The organism is Bacillus cereus group sp. BfR-BA-01382, assembly GCF_022663475.1.
Taxonomy (GTDB): Bacteria; Bacillota; Bacilli; order Bacillales; family Bacillaceae_G; genus Bacillus_A; species Bacillus_A thuringiensis_S.
On sequence record NZ_JAKUFQ010000284.1, the window covers coordinates 1 to 465 of the forward strand.

The following is a 465-nucleotide window of genomic DNA, read 5'->3' on the forward strand; positions in this document are numbered from 1 at the left end:
TATTGAAGATCTAAGTCAAGCGTATGCAAATGGAATAGCGGCTATTTTTGGAGTAGCTCCAAATCCACAACCTCCAAACCCACAACCGACACCTCAAACGAAGGGAATCGCTTATATCCTTGGGAAAAATGTAAATTTAAGAAATGGTCCATCAACTTCTTCCTCAGTTATTCGTCAATTAAATTCTCCAGAATCTTACGTTGTATATCAGGAAAGTAACGGATGGTTAGATTTGGGGAATGGACAATGGGTGTATAATGATCCTTCTTACATTAATTTTGTAAAGACAAGCAATAGTGATGGAAGTCCGATTGGGGTTGCATATATACAAGGGATGAATGTAAATTTAAGAAGTGGTCCATCAACTACATCTGCAGTTATCCGTCAATTAAATCCTCCAGAATCTTATTTAGTATATATAAATGAAAATGGCTGGTTAAACCTTGGTGGAAATCAGTGGGTATA

At 36.8% G+C, this 465-nt stretch carries 1 protein-coding gene; it reads left to right on the top strand.

What is annotated here, in order from left to right; all coding sequences use genetic code 11:
* A partial coding sequence (locus tag MR160_RS33950; protein WP_242299233.1) for an SH3 domain-containing protein occupies positions 1 to 465 on the top strand: 465 nt, incomplete at both ends.